Origin of the sequence: Frankia sp. AgKG'84/4 (assembly GCF_023242965.2) — a bacterium.
Classification (GTDB): domain Bacteria; phylum Actinomycetota; class Actinomycetes; order Frankiales; family Frankiaceae; genus Frankia.
On sequence record NZ_JALKFU020001109.1, the window covers coordinates 1 to 1,329 of the forward strand.

At 72.8% G+C, this 1,329-nt stretch carries 1 protein-coding gene; it reads right to left on the reverse strand.

What is annotated here, in order from left to right:
- On the reverse strand, positions 1–1,329 hold a 1,329-nt coding region (locus tag MXD58_RS27710), incomplete at both ends, for an acyltransferase family protein (protein WP_284678931.1).

Genomic DNA, 1,329 nt, shown 5'->3' on the forward strand with positions numbered 1-1,329 from the left:
GGGCCAGCGCCTCGAGCTGGGCCGGGGTGCGCACGCCCCCCGGTGTGCCGGCGGTCGCCAGGAGCAGGACCGCGAGCACCCCGCCGAACGCGGCGGGAACCGTCAGCCGTGGCCTCGGCAGCCGGATCCGGCCCCGCCGGATCGGGTTCTCCACCAGATGGAACGACGCGAGGGTGATGGCCAGGGTGGCGGCGAGACGCAGCAGCAGCAGGACGACGCCGTTGGCACCGGTCCGCGTGGCGGTCAGGGTCAGGAAGATCGGCCAGTGCCACAGGTAGAGGCCGTAGGAGATCCGGCCGATGAACGTGAACGGCGCCCAGGCCAGCGCCCGCGCGAGCGGCCCCTGCGGGGCCTCCACGATCGACGCGACGAGCAGCATCACGACGATGGCCACCCCGAGGAAGCCACCGGCGTACAGCGGCCGGCTCTGACCGCTCACCGTCGTCCAGATGACCAGCAGCCCCACCGCCGCCAGGCAGCCGACGACCGAGAGGACCGAGCGCGCCCGCGCCGAGATGGGCCTCGTCCGCTGGCCCCGCCAGACCGCCAGCGCCGCCCCGACCAGCAGCGCCTGGGACCTGCTGTCGGTGCCGTAGTAGATCCGCGACGTATCCGTCCCGTTGGCCAACAGGGCGAGGCCGACCACCGCGGAGGCCGCCGCGCCGAGCACGGCGATGGACAGGGCGAGGGACTGGGCCTTCTGGCGCTGGATGCGCCAGCGGTCCACCGTGCGCGCGCTGTGTCGCATCAGCAGGAACACCACCAGCGGCCACAGGACGTAGAACTGTTCCTCGACCGACAGCGACCAGGTGTGCAGCAGCGGCGACGGCGCCGAGAAGTGGTTGAAGTAGCTCTGGTCGGACAGTGCGAACCGCCAGTTCGCCACGTAGAGCAGCGTCGACATCGCGTCCAGGCGTAGCGTCCCGACGTCGCCGGGCGCGGCGATCCACCGGGCGTAGGCGGCCACGCCGACCAGCAGCACCAGCAGCGCCGGCATCAGCCGCCGCGAACGGCGGATCCAGAAGGTCTTCAGATCGATGCGCCGGGTGTTGCGGTACTCGGTGATCAGCAGGCCGGTGATCAGGAATCCGGACAGCACGAAGAACGTGTCGACGCCGAGCAGCCCCCCCGGCATCCACGAGATGCCGGCGTGGTAAGCGATGACCGCCAGCACGGCGAACGCGCGCAGCCCGTCGAGGGCGGGCAGGTGGCCCAGCGGCGCGAGAACGGGTCCGGTGGCGTCGAGGTCGTCCTCCGGGCGAGGGGGGCGAGGCAGGCGCGGGCGCGGCGGCGCATCGTCGGCCCGGCGCGGTTGTGGCCGGCGGGGGT